Raw genomic sequence first — 17,927 nt, forward strand, 5'->3', positions numbered from 1 at the left:
TTTTGCTATTGTAATAATTCCAAAAACTTACGAGTTCTGTCATTTTGAGGGTTCGTAAATATCTGTTCTGGCTTTCCTTCTTCTATAATAACTCCGTCATCCATAAACAAGATTCTGTCTGCCACTTCCCGAGCAAAGCGCATTTCGTGAGTGACGATCAACATGGTACGTTCATGCTCACGAGCCAATTTCTTAATAATATCCAGAATCCCTGTCACCAGTTCCGGGTCCAATGATGAAGTCGGCTCATCAAGTAATATTACTTTTGGATTTACAGCCATGGCTCTGGCAATACCTACTCTCTGTTGCTGACCTCCCGACAAACGTGATGGATACTCGTCAATTTTATCAAGCAATTCTACCTGCTTTAAATATTCCAGTGCTTTCTGTCTAGCTTCTTCCTTCTTCATCTTTTGCACAGAAGTCATTGGAAGCATTACATTTTCAAGCACTGTTTTATTTTTAAATACATTATAGTTTTGGAATACCATAGAGGTTTTCATACGTAATTTTTTAATTTCTTTTTCTGTGCATTTCTGAACATCCACACGAACATTATCAATTTCGACAATCCCCTTTTCCGGACGTTCAATAAAATTAACACAACGAAGAAATGTAGACTTTCCCATCCCGGAAGGTCCAATAATAGCAACTACTTCTCCCTTTTGGGCCTGAAAATCAATTCCTTTTAACACATGAAGTTCACCAAAACTTTTGTGAAGATTTTCTATTTTAATCATTCCAATTCCCCACTTTTCAGTTTTTCATACATATCTGGCCTGACATATTCTTTTCCTAATTTACCATAATGAAGGTTATCATCTACCAGCACTCCTAATTCATCTGGAGAAACCAACCTTGCCCGTATTGCGTCTTTTTGGTTCGGATAATCTATATAATTCATTGTCTGTATGATTCCTTCTGTTAATGGTTCAAATTGTTGAATTGGAAGGCCAACTCCGATTTCATCATCTCCCCATGCACACATTCTTCTTGTTCCTGCACAAAGCACTGAGAAATTCAAGTCATTTTTTTCAAATGGTCCTGCAGTCAGATCTGCACATACTCCTTGGTTTCCCGCCATGTATAAATGCTTCGGTATGCCCCATTTATACGTATATCCCTGCACAACACGCATGAGTTGATATGCATTTACCATTAGCATGACAACATCTGCATCTTCAAGCTCATCTAGTGGTCCAATTTCTATTCCATATATTTTCTGTTTAATCCTTGAAATATCACGTGTCACATCTTTTGCAACAGCCCTGCTTTCATACAGATTTAAACTATAATATCGCTGTCCGGATTCCACTCCTTCCATCTCATCCGCAAGTCCCAACGCCTCTATCGCACAGCGACATGCAAAATGTCCCAGATTTGCCTTAAAATGATTGCCATCCATCGCATGCTTCACCATCATACAATAACTGGTCTTTCTCCCATATTCATTGATTTCAAGATTATGGTATTCATGTTCAAAATAAAGGAATTTAACTCCTACAATACAGCGTTTCAATCCTAACGCTTTATTCATTCTATTCACATCTCTATTTTTCATATTTCACCTACAAATATCTACATATTTTTGATTCTATGTATTTTAACAGCTTATCAATCAGGACCAAAATGATCCAATAAACAACACCTACAGAAATATACGCTTCGAAAAAATTCAATGACGAAGCTGCTAATATCTTTGCCTGCGCTAAAATGTCCACAACACCTATCGTGAATCCAATGGCTGTATTTTTGATCATCATAATAAAGGAATTCCCGAGAGATGGAAATGCCGCAACAAACGCCTGTGGAAGAATAATCTCTTTATACACATTGATTGGACTTAACCCTATAGACAATGCAGCCTCTCTCTGTCCTCTATCAACAGCCAGAAGTCCACCTCGTATTACCTCTGCAATAAAAGCTGCAGAATTCATGGCGATTGTTATAACAAGAGCCGTCGCACCTACTACATTTCTCATTGCCGGAATAATCTGCGGCAGTCCAAAATAAAAGATAAACAGCTGCGTAATATATGGTGTCGAACGGAAATAAGATATATATAATCCGGCAATTTTTCTTATGATCACATTCTTCGATGTATAACATATCTCCAGAATCAGCCCCAATACAAAGGCAATCGCAAAAGCAATACAGCCAAGCCATAATGTATAGGGGACTTTAAGAATCAATTTAGGGATAATAGAAAAGAAAAACTTTACATCAAATTTCATTTTTACTCCTTAGGAAACAAAGGGCAGCCAGTATGTATCTGACTGCCTTCTTCATCTATATTATTCTGTTATTTCTTCTTGTGTAATATCACGTTTGAAGTATTTCTCAGATAATTCTGACAATGTGCCATCTTCTTTCATTTCTTTAATAGCACTATTTACAGCTTCAAGCTTGTCCTGATCACAATCTTTTGCAAATGGAAAAGCATTTTTATCGATCAGAATCGGATCTCCTATTAATTTGAAATTATATTCTCCTTTTTCATTAATCTGATCAAAGGATAATACAGTAATCGGGAATGCATCATAATGTCCACTTGCCAGTTCATCATAAATATTTCCTTCTGTTGTAACAAGTTCAATCTGCTTATCCTCAGGGTAACCAGCATTTATTTCAGTTAAAACATCCTCTAAAACAGTACCAAATTCAATACATACTTTTCTTCCCTGAAGATCTTCCACAGATTCCGCCGGATCATCTCCGCGAACTGCCATTTTAATTGCATTATACCCATATATTTCACTAAAAGTATACTTTTTCTCACGTTCCTCTGTTACAGATACCTGACCCATCATAGTGTCATATTTTCCGCTATCGATTCCTTCAAACATTGTAGACATGTCCCCAACAACTTCGTATTCCATCTCATAGCCGGATCTTTTGCCAATTTCTTCCATAATGTCATACTCAAATCCTGTCAGATTACCGTCATCATCCGCATAAACAACCGGGAAGAATGCATTGGTTGTAGCAACAGTGATCACTTTGTCTTCTTCCGTATCTGCAGCCTCTTCTTTTTGACTGTCATCTGATTTTCCCCCACATCCTACGAGTATTCCTGCGCACATTGTGATACACAAAAGAACACTGATTAACTTTTTCTTCATACTTTTTCCTCCATATACCAAATAATAATGTTAGATATAGAATAGCATTATCTTATCTTTTTATCCAATCGATTATCTGTATATAAAGGATGCACTTATTGTAAAAATCAATACAACATAAACTGATCCATACCAATCCATTTATTCTATACCCAAATCAAAAGGGACAGGGTAAAATAAATTGGGGACACCCTTATTTTAATTTGGGACGGAGGAAAATGAAAAAACCCCCGTCCCCTCCACTTACATCAACATCAACCATGCCAGTCCGTAATATGTGACAACTGCAACCAGGTCGTTGACAGTCGTGATCAATGGCCCGGAAGCGACCGCGGGATCAATCTTCAGTTTTTTGAACAGGATAGGGATGATTGTCCCGGAGATGCTGGACAGCAGCATGGATACAAGCAATGCAATTCCGGTACACATAGAGACGGAAAATGCAACTGTTGCCGGTTCTCCTTTGAAGATCAGCAGATACAATCCGATCAGCACGAAGGAGAGTATCCCGAGAATAGCGCCATTGCAAAGACCGACTTTCGCTTCTTTAGCGATGAGATACAACTTCTGTTTTCCGGTAATCTGTTCATCCATCAGCACACGGATAGTCACCGCCAGGGACTGGGTTCCTACATTTCCTGACATATCCAGGATCAGTGACTGGAAGCAAATGACCAGTGTCAGGCTTGCCACCACCGCCTCAAACAGACCTACTACGCTGGATACCACAAGCCCCAATCCAAGCAGCACGATCAGCCATGGAAGGCGTTTTCCGATGCTCTTCTTCATAGGTTCATACAGATCTTCTTCCGCGGTCAGACCGGCGAGTCTTGCATAATCTTCTCCAAGTTCTTCATCTACAATCCCAGTAATATCCTGTGCGGTCAGTACACCTCGCAGTCTATTTTTCGCATCCAGTACAGGAATTGAATCTTCCGAATAATCTTTCATCCGTTCAATACAGTCTTCAATCTGTTCGTCCGCATAAACATAAGGATAGGATGTCATCGTAATTGCCTCAAGCGCCGTATTCTCACGGGCAATGATCAGATCCTTCAGATCGATGGCCCCTGCCAGCATTCCGCCATCATCTAACACATAGATTGTAGAGACATTATCATTTTCCGCTGCCTGATCCACCAGTTCCCGCATTGCCTGGCGTACGCTGATCCCTGCCCGGATGGCAATATAATTGGTCGTCATCTTACTTCCGATCTCATCTGCATCAAATGAGCTGAGCAGCATGATCTCTTTTTTGACCGACTCATCCATCAGATCAAGATGGGCATTGCGCTCCGATTTCTCCAGCTGTCGGAGATATTCTGCCGCTGCCGAAACTTCCATCTGTGACAGAACTTCGATTCTTTTACGTATTCCCAGTTCCCCGATATAGTCATTCGGATGATCCGAATATTCCATTACATTTGCAAGGGTTTCCGTGTCCAGAATACTATAAAGCCGGTAACGCTCATCCTTTTTCAGAAGTTCCATCGCTGTAGCAATATCATTTTCATGATAATCCTGAAGCCGTTTCTGCATTAACTTCGGTGTCAGATTGCTTCGGATGATATCTGCAATCTCCATCTGGTAATCCGGGTGCTGTACATGCCCTTTTATCTCTGTCAAATTCATTTTCTTTGTATTCATTGTTCTACGCCTCCTTTTCACCTGACCCATGGTGCAATTCAAGACCCATCTGCGAGTCCTGATGCGGGTTACGAATCTGCAAAGCAGGCATGGAGGCAACATATGATAAGTAAAAATGGGCATAAAAATACCATTGTCAGTTATAATACGCCATGCTCCACACTCGCCTTACGCCAATGTAGTACAGTTTTAGAAACGGACAATGGTACTCATATATTCTATACATCTATGAATTCTCACAGCAAAATCAGTCAGAATACGAACGGACCATAGCCGCAGGAATTCTGACAATATATGAATACCTTGTCTGTACTTCGACCACTACTACCGTCCATAATCTCACCTCTCTTACTTACTGATATTTGCTATTTCGCTTTTATTATTCTAACACAATTCTATCTTTGTCACAACCTTTTACTTCCCACCAGGTATCTGTCACTTCCCAATCAAGGAATTCTCGTGAAGAAAACGCTCCTTTTTGGACGCCTCTACATAAAATGCTTTCCAGAAAATCAACCCTTTCAGCACACTGGAAATGGTAAATGCCCACCAGATTCCATCTGATCCAAGCGCTGTCTTGCTGAGTATCCATGCAATCGGCAGGCGGATCGCGGTAAATGTTATGCTGATAATACTACAAAGCTTTGTATTCCCAAGCCCCGAGATTGCTCCCACTGACATCAATTCCAGACACATAAATGCCTCTCCCAGGCCTATGATCATAAGATAATGGGAAGATATGGCAATCTCATCAGGCTGATGGAAAAAGATTCTGGAGATTTCTCTCGGGAACAGAAGAAATACTACTGAGATCAGGCCTCCCCAGACGAGCACAGATACCACGGAGATCCGGTATCCTTTTCTGACGCGGCCCATCTTCCCTGCGCCATAATTTTGTGCCGCAAATGCGTTCATAGCGGATGAAAATCCATTTGCAACGTTCCATGATATGGACTCCACCTGACCACCCACTCGCAAAACCGCGATTGCAATATCCCCGAAAATTCCTGCCATCCGTGAAAGCAGCATGGAGATCATGCAGTAGACTATCCCCTGAATCGCACTGGGGCCGCCAATCAAGCATACACGTTTCATATAAGAGGCCTCTATCTTACGGATATAATTTACACTTCTCAGAACATTCGCCTCGGATTTGTCCAACCGCATACCTGCCACCAAAACTCCCACCACGATCATCTGAGACAGAACGGTTGCGATTGCCGCCCCTGCAGCTCCCAGTGCCGGGAAAGGTCCTAGCCCCAGAATTAAGACCGGATCCAGTAACATATTCAACATTAACCCTGTAAAATTCGCTTTCAATGGGGTCTTGGAATCTCCCTGCGCAGTATACAGGCCCGTTAGCACCAGCCCCAAAAAGGAAAACAGAATCCATCCACAGGCAATCTTAATATAGATATGTGCCGCATTCACTGCATCCTGATGTTCCAGTTGGAAAAACGACACCAGAGGCTCTGTGAGAAACCCACATACCAGACCGAAAAATATACCTAAGATTACACATAATTGCACCGCAGCTGCCGCATATGCCTGCGCCTCTCTGCGATTCCCCCGCCCCAGTTCCTGCGCCATATAGACTTGCCCGCCCATCCGCGGCAGTGTTACCACTCCCTGAGACATCCAGATATACATGCTGCCAACGCCGACTCCGGCAAGCACTTCTCCGCCAAGCTGCCCGACCCAGGCCATATCCATGATACTGTAGGCCGTTGACAAGAAAGCCGAAGCCATAATCGGCAATGCAAGTCTGGTCAGGACATTCAAGATAGGACCTTTTGTCAAGGCACCTTCTGTATTAGACATGTGTTCACAGCTCCTTTCTACTAAGATTCTTCCAACAATTTTTGTGCAACTTCCAGATACCGACAATTTTAACATCATATCTTCCACTTGCGCAACTGCCTCCTAGTAATTCAATTATAATAAGGGACACGGTAAATCGAATTGGGGACAGGGATATTTTAATCTGGGACGGAGGAAAATGAAAAAACCCCCGTCCCCATATGGAACTTGCGCAAAAAATCTGCTATTATTTAAGAAAATAAATTTTATTAGAAAGAGGGAATATTATCATGTTGGACAAAAAGGTTGTAGAATTGCTGAATCAGCAGGTGAATAAGGAATTGTATTCTGCATATTTGTACCTGGATTTTTCAAATTATTACTATGACCAGGGATTGGACGGATTTGGTAACTGGTATAAGATCCAGGCGCAGGAGGAGCGTGACCATGCGATGCTTTTCATCCAGTATCTGCAGAATAATGGGGAGAAGATTATACTGGAAGCAATTGACAAGCCGGCCGTTGAGTTGGTAAGTGCTAAGGCTGTTCTTGCGGAAGGATTGAAGCATGAGCAGTATGTGACCAGCCTGATCCATACGATTTATGATGCGGCTTATTCTGTAAAGGACTTCCGTACCATGCAGTTCTTAGACTGGTTCGTTAAGGAGCAGGGCGAGGAAGAGACGAATGCTGATAATCTGGTTAAGAAGTTCGAGTTATTCGGAGACGATCCGAAGAGCCTGTATATGCTGGATAGCGAGCTTGGAGCACGTGTATATTCAGCTCCTTCTCTGGTACTTTAATATGAATCCAGATAAGATTATCTGCCCTTGTCATAAGGTAACCAAAGGTGATATCGCCCGCGCCATAGATCAGGGTGCCTCTTCATTTAAAGAAGTCAAAAAGGCCACCAAGGTTAGCAAAGCCTGTGGCAAATGTAAAAAGAAGGCTAAAAAATTAACTAAGAAATTATTAGAAAAATAATGGGTATTGCAAAGTCGGGAGAATGATTTAATTCTCCCGACTTTCTTCTAAGCAGATCATTTCTTATAACCCGTTGCGAAATCAACGATATTTCTCAGTGGCTGACCGTTCAGATAAGCGAACAGATTCGCCGCTGAGATATCTACGATTCGTTCAAATGTCTCCGGGAGATGGTATTGTCCTGAGATATGCGGCGTGATCATTACATTCTCTAATTTCCAAAGCGGATGTTCCGGCGGCAGCGGCTCCGGCTCTGTCACATCCACTCCTGCCGACGCAATCTGGTGATCCCTGACCGCCTCATACAGCACATCACTGTCCACCGCACTGCCCCTTCCGGCATTCATAAATATCGCGTGATCTTTCATCATCGCGAATCTCTCTTTTGTGAATATATGATATGTTTCCTTCGTTCCGGGAAGAACAGACAATATAATATCTGCTCTCGGCAGCACTTCATCCAGCTGTTCCGTTGTAAACAATTCATCTACTCCTTCCGGGCATGCACCCGCTCTTCTCTTTACACCGATCACATAAGCTCCCAGAGCCTTTACCATTCGTGCAAAATAAAGTCCGATATCCCCAAGCCCGACAACCAGAACCACCGCATCCGTAATGGAAGTCACCGTTCCTTCGTCCGTCCATTCGCTTCTTATTTGTGCATCTCGATATAGATGCAGCTTCTTCTGCAGCATGAACATTACCGCAAGCATATGCTCAGCCACCGCCTTACTGTAGGCCCCTGTAGCATTGGTCAGGATTGTTCTGCCACTTAATATCCCCGGTTCAATATACGGATCTGCCCCGGCAGAATTCAACTGCAGAAGCTCCAGTTGTTCTGATGCCCGAATCTTTGCCGCCGGAACATTTCCGATAATAATCTGTGCTTTGGAGATCATATCTTCTGTTACATCCTGCGGCGTTGAATAGGTAAACCGGCATCCTTCTCCTGCTTTTTTCAACTTTTCTTTATGTCTCTTTTCCACCGGAATTACAACTAAAATCTCTTTCATCATGTTTCTATCTTTCTCCTACAATTATGTATAGTTTCATATATGATGTCGGGGATTTTTGACCCTAACACCATATATTATACACAATTTTCGGGTCAAAAACAGGGACGTAAGCTTTTTTAGGCTCACGTCCCTGTAAAAAATAGATTTATTATAGATTATTTTGCACGTTTCTTAGATTCTACGTCGAAGATTACAGCTGCAAGTAATACTGCACCTTTAACAACCTTCTGCCAGTTAGCATCTACACCCATGATAGACATACCTAAGTTGATAACACCCATCAGAGTAGCACCGATGATAACTCCAGGAATTGTTCCGCTTCCGCCGTATGCAGATGCACCACCGATGAAACAGGAACCGATGGCATCCATCTCGTAACCATCACCTGCAGTCGGGTTTGCAGAATTCAGACGGGCAATAACTACCATTGCTGCAACTGCTGCCAGAAGTCCCATGTTAGCATATGCAAAGAAATATACTTTGTTCGTATTGATACCAGACAATTCTGCTGCTTTTTCATTTCCACCGATTGCATACAGATGACGTCCGATCGTTGTCTTGGATGTAATATATCCATAGATCAACACGATGACTACGATCCAGAGAAGAATATTCGGAATACCTTTGTACTGTGCAAGTCTCCATGCAAATGCTACGATAACTAAACTGATGATCGCGCATTTGATGATATCACTGCTTGCAGGTCCTACTGCGTATCCTTTTTTCACTTTTGTTGCTCTTCCACGGAAGGTAACTGCCACAAAGATCAATGCTACAATGATACCGAACAGCAGACAGGTAATATTAAGTCCGTCACCATGGAAGAAGTCCACAATGTACATATTGAACAGTGCCAGGTAATTCTCCGGCATTGGTGCAATTGTAAAACCATCCAGAACGATATTGGAAAGTCCACGGAACATTAACATACCTGCCAGAGTTACAATAAATGGAGGTATTCTTCGATACGCAATCCAGAAGCCCTGCCATATACCAATTGCAAGACCAGTAGCCAACATAATAATGATGGTCACAAATACATTCATTCCTTTATTTACCATGAATGTAGCACCTACGGCACCTACAAAACATACAATAGAACCGACACTTAAGTCGATGTTACCACCAGTCAGGATACAGAGCAGCATACCTGTTGCAAGAATGAATACATATGCATTCTGAGAGATCAGGTTATTTACGTTCTGTGGAAGTAACATTCTTCCGCCTGTCTTCCAGGTGAAGAATAAAGTAACAACGACCAGTACAATGACCATTGTATACTTCTTTAAAAATGTAGAAATATTCGCACTCTTCATAATTTATTCTCCTTTGCTTGATTTCAAAATACTTGCCATAATCAGTTCCTGAGTTGCTTCTTCGCCGCTTAATTCTCCTGCAATACGTCCCTCATTCATAACATAAATTCGGTCTGACATTCCAAGAACTTCCGGCAGCTCAGAAGAAATCATAATTACGGATTTGCCCGCCGCTACCAATTCGTTGATGATACAGTAGATCTCGTATTTTGCACCAACGTCGATACCTCTGGTAGGCTCATCCAATATCAGAACATCCGGCTCAGCGAACATCCATTTTGCAAGGAGAACTTTCTGCTGGTTACCACCACTTAAGTTTCCTACGTTCTGTTCAACACTCGGGCATTTTGTCTTTAATTTTACTCTGTATTCCTCTGCCACAGCAATCTCTTTATCTTTATCAATGACACCGTGACTGCTTACACCTGCCAGATTCGCAAGTGTTGTATTCACACGGATTGGATTACTTAAGATCAATCCATTTCCTTTTCTGTCTTCTGTAACGTATGCAATCTTATGTTCAATGGCATCCTGAACAGAATGCAGTTTTACTTCTTTTCCATGAATATATAATTCACCGGAGATATCTTTGCCGTAGCTCTTTCCGAAGATACTCATGGCAAGCTCTGTACGTCCGGCACCCATCAGACCGGAGATTCCCAGAACTTCTCCTTTTCTTACATACATTGATACATTATTTACGACCTTACGGTCTGTGTATACCTGATGGTGCACTGTCCAGTTCTTTACTTCCAGTGCCACCTCGCCTATATTTTTATTCTCTCTCTTCGGGAAACGGTCTGTAAGCTCACGTCCTACCATTCCCTTGATAATCCTGTCTTCTGTAAAGACATCTTTATTTTTATCCAGCGTTTCAATCGTGGAACCGTCACGGATAACTGTAATTTTGTCTGCTACATAAGCAACCTCATTCAATTTATGAGAGATAATAATCGAAGTCATACCCTGCTTCTTGAATTCCAGCATCAGATCCAGAAGTGCCTGAGAATCTGACTCATTCAGAGAAGAAGTAGGCTCATCCAAGATTAATAGTTTCGCATTTTTTGCAAGTGCTTTTGCAATTTCAACAAGCTGCTGTTTACCAACACCGATATCTTTGATCAAAGTACGGGAAGATTCCTGTAATCCCACTCGTTTCAGATATTTATCCGCTTCTCCGTACGTCTTGCTCCAGTCAATGGCAAATTTCTTACCCTGCTCATTGCCCAGATACATATTTTCACCGATCGTCATCTCCGGAACTAATGCAAGCTCCTGGTGAATAATAACGATTCCCTTTGCCTCACTGTCCTTAATATTATGAAATTTACAGATTTCTCCGTTATAAATAATGTCACCTTCGTATGTACCATATGCGTAGATACCGCTCAATACATTCATAAGGGTTGACTTACCGGCTCCGTTTTCTCCAACAAGAGCGTGGATTTCTCCTTCTTCTACCTGCAGATTAACGTTATCAAGTGCTTTTACACCGGGGAAAGTCTTGGTAATATTTTTCATTTCCAATAAAATCTTAGCCAATTGTGTCCCTCCCTTTCCTTCAAAAATGCAGGCGGACATCTGCCCGCCTGCCCGTTCACGCTTACTTCTTACTAACTATTTGATATCAGCTTCTGTATAATATCCAGAATCAAGCAGCATCTCTTCGTAGTTGTCGATTGTTACAACTGTAGGCTCGCAAAGGTAAGAAGGAATGACACCTGTTCCATTGTCATATGTCTCGTTATCATTTGTCTCAGCTTCTTCGCCGCTCATGATAGCATCAACCATCTTAACTGTCTGCTCTGCAAGTTTACGTGTATCTTTGAATACTGACATAGACTGTTTTCCAGCAACCAGATTCTTAACGTTTGGTTTGTCACAATCCTGTCCTGTGATGATTGGCCATTCGCCATTGTAGTTTGCTTCCAGAGAGTTCTCAACACCAAGTGCTGTAGAGTCGTTAGAACACAGAACTACGTCAAGGTCTTTGTCTGCATAGTTAGAAGCAAGGATTGCATCCATTCTTGACTGTGCTTTTTCTGTTGACCAGTCAGCTGTAGAACACTCTTCTTTTGTAACCTGTCCAGACTGAACAACTAATTTTCCAGCGTCGATGTATGGCTGAAGAACGTCCATAGCACCACCAAAGAAGAAGTTACAGTTATTATCACCAGGGTCACCTGTGAAGATTTCCATATTGAATGGGCCATCTGCATTGTCAAGATCAAGAGCTTCTACGATATATTCGCCCTGTTTCTGACCTACCAGATAATTGTCAAATGTTGCGTAATAAGAAATTGCAGAAGAGTTCATGATCAGACGGTCATAAGAAATTACCGGGATTCCTTTTTCTTCAGCTTCTTTCAGTGGTGTTCCAAGAGACTCTCCATCGATAGAAGCGATAACTAATGCATCACAATCACCAGAAATCATATTTTCAATCTGAGAAACCTGTGTTGCAACGTCGTTACTTGCATACTGTAAGTCAACTTCGTATCCAGCTTCTTCTAACTGTTTCTTCATGTTCTCGCCATCCTGGTTCCAACGCTGAAGATCTTTTGTAGGCATTGCCACACCAATCTTACCGCTTCCAGCAGAAGTCTCTTTCTCTTCGCTTGAGCTTGAGCTGTCGGATCCACTTGTACAAGCTGCAAGTGAGAATGCCATCACTGCAACAAGTCCGATTGATACCAGCTTTTTGAATCTTTTTTTCATAGTTTTTTCCTCCATTCGATTTATTTGATACTATTACTATAACAACTATCAGACAGGACATGTTTGCAAAGGCCCGCACAAATTCAGAAAGTTACCGGGCAAAAAAATTGAGGGTAGCACTTTTTTGCGCTATCCTCAATTTAAAAATATGCTATGCTATTTTATTTATCTACATTCAGATACACTTCATCCCTCAGATGGAACCCAAGATCAATAATCACGTCATCCATATTTTCTGTGGTCACAGCAATCGGAGGCAATGCCCAATACGGAACCTCATATCCGTCCTGTGTCTTTTTCGTTGTTGTTCTTCCTACTTCCTCTCCGACCACAGCTTCCCCTTTGGCCATCTTAACTGCACATTGAGCCGCAACCTTCGCCAGCCTTTCAATCGGTTTGTATACCGTCATTGTCTGTGTACCTTCTACCACCCTCTGACAGGCTTCCAAGTCTGCATCCTGTCCGGTCACAACCACCTTTCCCGCAAGCTGTTTCTCACTCAATGCCTTGATTGCATAACCCGCAAGGCCATCATTTCCACACATTACTGCATCTACGTCTTCTGCATCAGACAGTGCTTCATTCGCTGCGGCGAATCCGTTTTCCGGAGTCCATGACTTCACATATATCTCTTTCACCACCGTCAGACTGCTTTGCTCGATTCCTTTTTTAAATCCATTGACCACATCCGCAGAATTGGTGTCCATCTCCGGTCCACAGAGCATGACTACGTTGCCGCCTCCCGGAAGATTATCAATCATAGTATCAGCCATCAGTTCTCCGACCGCTTCATTATCCACGGTAATATACAGATCTGTCGTACATCCTTGAATCAATCGGTCATAAGATATTACTTTGATTCCTGCATTTTTGGCCTTTGTCACCTCTTCTGTCATCTCAAAACAGTCTACCGCCACAATAACGATCACATCCATATCATCTTCAATAAACTTCTGGATCTGCTCTTTCTGCTTTTCTACATCCCCGTTGGCATTCTGGACATCAACAGATGCCCCCAGCTTCTCCGCAGTCGACACGAACACATCACGATCCCTCGTCCATCTCTCCAACACAAATGTGTCAAATGTAATTCCAATTTTTAATTGTTTCTCTTCTTCATTTTCTTCCTTTCCTTCATATTTGTCCTTCGTATCACAAGAAATCAGCAGTGTTGCCGTTAATACGATACACATCAGAACTGCAATGCATCTTTTCTTCATGACAATCTCCCTTCCCGGTACTCTGTAGGAGTTACTCCTGTCCATTTCTTAAATATACGGCTAAAATAATTCGGATCACCATACCCTGATTCATGGCAGATCTCTTTGATACTTTTATCACTGTTATTCAACTGTTCTTTTGCATATTTTATTCGAAGTCCTGTCAGATAATCTATGTAATTCACACCTTCCGATTCTTTAAACAACTTACTCAGATAATAAGGACTAATCCCCAGTTCCTTGGCCATCTCCTCCAGAGATAAATCTTTGGAAAAATGTTCTACAATATATTCCTTGGCCTTTTCGACTACGCTATTCGTCTTTTCCTGCTGCTTCATAGCAATATGCCCGCTCGCCGCTTCCATCTTCTGAACAAACCATCCCATCAGTTCATCATATGTCTGTAGGGATAATAAAGTTTCCAGATACCCCTCTCTATCTGTAAAACGGTACATCACACCGCCCTGCATATAGGCAAGATGTTCTGCCCACAACACGAACTCCATCGCTTTCAGTCGGATAATACCAGAGAGCTCTGTAGACTGACTCTTCATCCATAACATATAGTCTTTACTTTTTTCTACCGTCTTCTGCTGATTTCCTTCCTCTACCGCTGCAAAAAGCTCTTTTTCAAGATCGACCGGATAGCTGTCTTCATAGACACAAGTCACTGGAAGATCTTTTGCATGTGTAACTTTCCCGACACCCTGACGTTCTGTATCCAGTGCCTCCTGATACGATTCATTGATCTCATTCCATCTCTTCACCGAGCCGATTCCTGCCTTAAACTTCAGATCCAGCTGCTGCTCCAACTTTCTCAGCATGCCTCGAATGTTATCAATCTTAACAACCCTTTCATCGTATTCTTCTTTCTCCAACTCACTTGGCACCAGAACGATCACCTTATTGGCCATCAGTGCACCTACAATTCCTCCGGTCGTCTCTTTGAGCATCTCCCGCATCACCATATAATGCTTCTGCAGACGGATTCCGGCACCCAAAGTATTGGACAACACACCTTTATGGAGCTCGTCTCCACATTCTATGATCATCGCATATCCATAATCTGTATCAATATTTAAAAGTTCCCGATAATTCTGATTCATCTCCTTCCCCGGTCCGTCAAACAGCACACTGTATACGAAGCCATTTTCAATCATCGGAATGACAACTTCCAGCTTTTCTTTAATCTTTAGGTCATTTCGTACCTTCTCTTTCCGCTCTCTTACCAGCTTCATTGCCTTTCTAAGTGTCTCTGTAAGAGTATCTCTGTTGATCGGTTTTGTCAGATAAGACATCACCCCTATATCGATAGCCTTCTGTGTATACTCGAACTTGTCATAAGCAGTAAGCACAATAAATACAATATTTTTATTTTCTTTTCGGATTTCCTGCATTGCTTCAATCCCATTAATTCCGGGCATCTGAATATCCATCAATACAATATCCGGGTGAAATGATTCTGTCAGTTCAATTGCCATTCTTCCGTTTTTTGCCGATTCCACTTCACATTTATCACCAAAGCTTTTTTGTATTATGAATTCCAGTGATTGTCGGACAATTCCTTCATCGTCACAGATCAAGATCCGCATCATTTTTCTTTCCTCCCTCTGTCTTCTGTATATATAATATTACTTCTGTACCGCCATTTTCTCTCCTGCGAATGTCAATCACATGCTCCATATTATAATATCGGCGTAATCGATTTATGACATTGTCCATACCAATTCCCGCTGAATCTCTCTCACTGTTGCTATGAGCGCTCTCTCCGCGAAGAATCTTATCTGCAATCTCCGGATCAATACCAACTCCATTATCTGCAACCTTAATACATACATTTTTATCGTTATTATATACGCTTACTTGTATTCGTCCTTTTCCTTCCATCTCACGGATTCCGTGGTTGACAGCATTCTCAATCAAAGGCTGGATAATCATACTGGGCATGACCGTATCCAGGAACCGCTCATCAATCTGCTTACTATAATGAATGTCGCCAGAAAACCTTACATTTAATATATATACATAATTATCTACCAGCTTCAACTCTTCCCGAAGCGTTGTATCCTTGTCAATCTTTCGTACATTATAGCGGAAAAAATCTGCCATATTCTCAATAAAAAGGCATGCTTTTTCTGCTCCTTCCATCATGGCAAGCTGCGCTCCTGCATTCAGACTGTTAAAAAGAAAATGAGGATTGATCTGTGCCTGAAGATACTTTAATTGAGCTTCTTTCAACTCATTCTTCATAATCAGTTCATTCTCAATCAATTTATTTTCACGTTCATAATTTTCCTTTGTCTTTTGAATATATACACGGATACTGTCTATCATCTTGTTGCATGCTTTTGCCACCGTCGTGATCTCATCCCCAGTCTCCACGATGGGGAAATCAACTTCCATATTACCTCTTGCAATTTCATTTGCCGCATCTGCAAGCTGGATCAATGGTCTTGTAATATTTCTTGTCATAATAAAAATCCATGTAAATGCAATCAAGAGCGCGACAAACAACAGGAACATACTGATTCCGGTCAAATATGTCAGTGAGGTGCGCAGCAGTGAATAATTATTAGAACTTTCAAGAAAGACCGATGTATTCAAGCTGTTAATACACGATTGAAGATAATCATACAGTCTTTTTGCCTCGCCATAATCGTCATTATATTTGCTGACGTTACGTCCTCGTTTTGCTTCTACCGCATCATCCGCTTTTTCCAGATAAGTCAGGGACATATTATATATATTTTTTTCCATCAATTTATTGTCGTCGTCCACAGTCTGGTGATTCAACTGACCAATCATATTATTATAATCCTGTGTATAAGAGTAAAAATCCTCCAGCTGATCTGAACTCTTTGTATTCAGATACTGATAAAGTGCCGACTGAATCCCATCCAGCGTATTCGACAGATCATTCAACTGTATATTATTACTGTATACACTGTCAATCTGGTGAACTGCTCTATTTTGATTGTAGGACAAGTATATATTCAGCACAAATACTAACACCATGATTACTACAAACACTTCCAACAGTTTTGTACGAATGGATCTCTTCCTTTTCATCTGCTATTATTCGTCCTTTTCCATATAATCTTTCACATTCTCTCTGGTAATCAACGTTGGTGTAACCGTAAGATATTCATTCACATATTCTTTTTCAAGATACTCACTCATTCCCTGTGCAGCTGTTTTTCCCAGATCCTGTGCATTAATCAATACACTGGACTTGATGATTCCTTTCTGAATTCCTTCCAACGTATCTTCCGAAGAATAATATCCTACAATCACGATCTGACCTACACGGTTATAATCCACCACACTCTGATAAGCGCTGATCGTGTCTACCGCACTTAAGCACACCAGAATATCCGGCGGTTCCGAATCCAGAAGCAGGTTTCTTACCGTCTCTTCTGATTCAAACTTGCCGGAATTATCAATGACACTTGCAGAAAGCTCCATCTTATCACTGACAGAAGCCGTTGCTTCATGGATACCCGAGTAGATCAGGTTCGGGGCCGTCTGCTCTCTATTGGAATCAACCAACACAGAAACTCTTACTTTTCTTCCCAGCTCATTCGATATATTCTCTACCTCTTCAATAATCTCATCGCCATACAACTCGCCGGTCGCAAAGTCATTGCCGCTGACAAAACTGATTCTTTCACTGTCTGGCACATCTGACAGAATTGTCATAACAGGGATTCCAGCCTTTGCCGCCTTCTTTATCTGCTCTGTCAGACCTTCCCCACCATCTGCTTTCAATATGATACCATCAACCTTCGCCGCGACCGTCATCTCAAAAAGTTCTTCTGTCGTATAGTCTTCTACAAGTCTTTCCCCAAAATTTTCTATATATATTCCTTGTTTCTTTCCTTCCTCTCTGGCACTTTGATAGATGGAGAGCCAGAATTCCTCAGACGGTTCTTCACTGATCATAACAATATGCTTCTGATATATGGTATCATCTACCCTTGTTTTTTCTCTGATCTCCAGTTTATTTTCCAGAAAAACGCTGATTCCCGTCAAAAGCGCCAGAAATAGAATACATATAATCAACATGATCACAATTCTGTGTCTGTTTTCCTTAGGAATCTTCAT

General features: G+C 41.6%; 16 protein-coding genes. 2 read left to right on the forward strand and 14 right to left on the reverse strand.

What is annotated here, in order from left to right; translation table 11 throughout:
- Positions 1 to 5 precede the first annotated feature (5 nt).
- From ACQRBH_RS05230 to ACQRBH_RS05255, 6 genes are all read right to left on the reverse strand, one after another.
- Positions 6 to 740: an amino acid ABC transporter ATP-binding protein gene (locus tag ACQRBH_RS05230; RefSeq protein ID WP_427744230.1), complete on the reverse strand. Its 735-nt coding sequence runs from the start codon at positions 738 to 740 to the stop codon at positions 6 to 8.
- Positions 737 to 1,537, reverse strand: a complete 801-nt coding sequence (locus tag ACQRBH_RS05235) for a DUF169 domain-containing protein (protein WP_427761101.1) — start codon at positions 1,535 to 1,537, stop codon at positions 737 to 739. The genes ACQRBH_RS05230 and ACQRBH_RS05235 overlap by 4 nt, the downstream gene beginning before the upstream one ends.
- 31 nt (positions 1,538 to 1,568) lie before the next feature.
- Positions 1,569 to 2,234 carry an amino acid ABC transporter permease gene (locus ACQRBH_RS05240; protein ID WP_427744228.1) on the reverse strand — a complete coding sequence of 222 codons (666 nt, stop codon included), beginning with the start codon at positions 2,232 to 2,234 and terminating at the stop codon, positions 1,569 to 1,571.
- 60 nt (positions 2,235 to 2,294) lie between these two features.
- Positions 2,295 to 3,122, reverse strand: a complete 828-nt coding sequence (locus ACQRBH_RS05245) for a transporter substrate-binding domain-containing protein (RefSeq protein ID WP_427744227.1) — start codon at positions 3,120 to 3,122, stop codon at positions 2,295 to 2,297.
- Between the two features lie 243 nt (positions 3,123 to 3,365).
- Complete coding sequence (mgtE, locus tag ACQRBH_RS05250) at positions 3,366 to 4,769, reverse strand: magnesium transporter (RefSeq protein WP_427761102.1); 1,404 nt, start codon at positions 4,767 to 4,769, stop codon at positions 3,366 to 3,368.
- A gap of 435 nt (positions 4,770 to 5,204) precedes the next feature.
- The gene (locus tag ACQRBH_RS05255) at positions 5,205 to 6,668 is read right to left on the reverse strand and encodes an MATE family efflux transporter (protein ID WP_427761131.1); all 1,464 of its coding nucleotides are present in this window, start codon (positions 6,666 to 6,668) and stop codon (positions 5,205 to 5,207) included.
- Positions 6,669 to 6,859: 191 nt separating this feature from the next.
- On the opposite strand from ACQRBH_RS05255, the gene ACQRBH_RS05260 reads away from it, so the two are divergent.
- Together ACQRBH_RS05260 and ACQRBH_RS05265 are read left to right on the forward strand one after the other, a co-directional pair.
- On the forward strand, positions 6,860 to 7,372 hold the full coding sequence (locus tag ACQRBH_RS05260; protein WP_235231571.1) for a ferritin: 513 nt from the start codon (positions 6,860 to 6,862) through the stop codon (positions 7,370 to 7,372).
- Between the two features lies 1 nt (position 7,373).
- Complete coding sequence (locus ACQRBH_RS05265; protein ID WP_427744225.1) at positions 7,374 to 7,553, forward strand: (2Fe-2S)-binding protein; 180 nt, start codon at positions 7,374 to 7,376, stop codon at positions 7,551 to 7,553.
- Positions 7,554 to 7,609: 56 nt separating this feature from the next.
- Here ACQRBH_RS05265 and ACQRBH_RS05270 read toward each other — a convergent pair whose 3' ends face one another.
- The 8 genes from ACQRBH_RS05270 to ACQRBH_RS05305 all read right to left on the reverse strand — a co-directional run bounded on the left by ACQRBH_RS05270 (position 7,610) and on the right by ACQRBH_RS05305 (position 17,927).
- Positions 7,610 to 8,569, reverse strand: coding sequence for a D-2-hydroxyacid dehydrogenase (locus ACQRBH_RS05270; protein ID WP_427761103.1), 960 nt, complete (start codon positions 8,567 to 8,569; stop codon positions 7,610 to 7,612).
- A 155-nt stretch (positions 8,570 to 8,724) separates the two neighbouring features.
- Positions 8,725 to 9,888 carry a multiple monosaccharide ABC transporter permease gene (gene mmsB, locus ACQRBH_RS05275; RefSeq protein WP_420370565.1) on the reverse strand — a complete coding sequence of 388 codons (1,164 nt, stop codon included), beginning with the start codon at positions 9,886 to 9,888 and terminating at the stop codon, positions 8,725 to 8,727.
- Positions 9,889 to 11,427 carry a multiple monosaccharide ABC transporter ATP-binding protein gene (gene mmsA / locus ACQRBH_RS05280; protein WP_235231568.1) on the reverse strand — a complete coding sequence of 513 codons (1,539 nt, stop codon included), beginning with the start codon at positions 11,425 to 11,427 and terminating at the stop codon, positions 9,889 to 9,891.
- 75 nt (positions 11,428 to 11,502) lie between these two features.
- Positions 11,503 to 12,603 (reverse strand): multiple monosaccharide ABC transporter substrate-binding protein, encoded by a 1,101-nt coding sequence (chvE, locus tag ACQRBH_RS05285; RefSeq protein WP_427761104.1) that lies wholly within the window; start codon positions 12,601 to 12,603, stop codon positions 11,503 to 11,505.
- A 161-nt stretch (positions 12,604 to 12,764) separates the two neighbouring features.
- Positions 12,765 to 13,823, reverse strand: coding sequence for a sugar ABC transporter substrate-binding protein (locus ACQRBH_RS05290; RefSeq protein ID WP_427761105.1), 1,059 nt, complete (start codon positions 13,821 to 13,823; stop codon positions 12,765 to 12,767).
- Entirely contained in the window at positions 13,820 to 15,418 is a 1,599-nt protein-coding gene (locus ACQRBH_RS05295; RefSeq protein ID WP_427761106.1) for a response regulator, read from the reverse strand. The genes ACQRBH_RS05290 and ACQRBH_RS05295 overlap by 4 nt, the downstream gene beginning before the upstream one ends.
- Positions 15,396 to 16,892 (reverse strand): sensor histidine kinase, encoded by a 1,497-nt coding sequence (locus tag ACQRBH_RS05300; RefSeq protein ID WP_427744220.1) that lies wholly within the window; start codon positions 16,890 to 16,892, stop codon positions 15,396 to 15,398. Before ACQRBH_RS05300 ends, ACQRBH_RS05295 begins: the two co-directional genes overlap by 23 nt.
- Positions 16,893 to 16,898: 6 nt before the next feature.
- Positions 16,899 to 17,927 carry a sugar ABC transporter substrate-binding protein gene (locus tag ACQRBH_RS05305; protein ID WP_427744217.1) on the reverse strand — a complete coding sequence of 343 codons (1,029 nt, stop codon included), beginning with the start codon at positions 17,925 to 17,927 and terminating at the stop codon, positions 16,899 to 16,901.

The organism is Bariatricus sp. SGI.161, from assembly GCF_050313695.1.
Classification (GTDB): Bacteria; Bacillota; Clostridia; order Lachnospirales; family Lachnospiraceae; genus JAFBIX01.